This window comes from Vibrio sp. Y176, assembly GCF_033438945.1.
On record NZ_JAWOQS010001128.1, the window covers coordinates 1 to 528 of the forward strand.

The window sequence follows — 528 nt, forward strand, 5'->3', positions numbered from 1 at the left end:
CGGGCACGGGAAGTGCGTTACCCAAATGTCACAACCATCCAAATCGCGTTTTGAAAAGAGAATTGCGTTCTCTTCTGCATGCAGAGTTTTTAAGTATTTCAGTTCACGTTCGTCGGTGTCTACACTGTCCGAAACACCGTGTGGATAACCGTTAAAGCCAACAGAAACAATGCGGTTCTGTTTAGTGATCACCGCACCTACCTGCGTTGAAGGGTCTTTACTCCAAGACGCCACCAGTTCAGCCATTTGGTAAAAACGTTTCGCCCATTTAGAAATCATGCTCATCCTCTCGGTCGAAGGCTTTGAATTATCTGAATGATAACCCATTTTTTTTAAAAAAATAGTCGAAATACGAGCATTACAGTGAAAGCGATTCGTTTTCATGGTTAATCGGGGAGAGTTTGTTCAGCTCTAAGCAATAATTCCGCCTTTATTGATGAGTTTATTGGTCAAAATTGGCAAACGAATGAGTCATACATCACATTGATGATTAGAGGTTGCTTATGTTGTGGGGTGAATGAAGATCTG

Annotated in this window: 1 protein-coding gene; it reads right to left on the minus strand. The window is 41.9% G+C overall.

The features are described from left to right. The coding region (locus R7O13_RS30580; RefSeq protein WP_318305685.1) for a dCMP deaminase family protein at positions 1 to 279 on the minus strand (279 nt) is incomplete at its 3' end. Between the last annotated feature and the right edge of the window lie 249 nt (positions 280 to 528).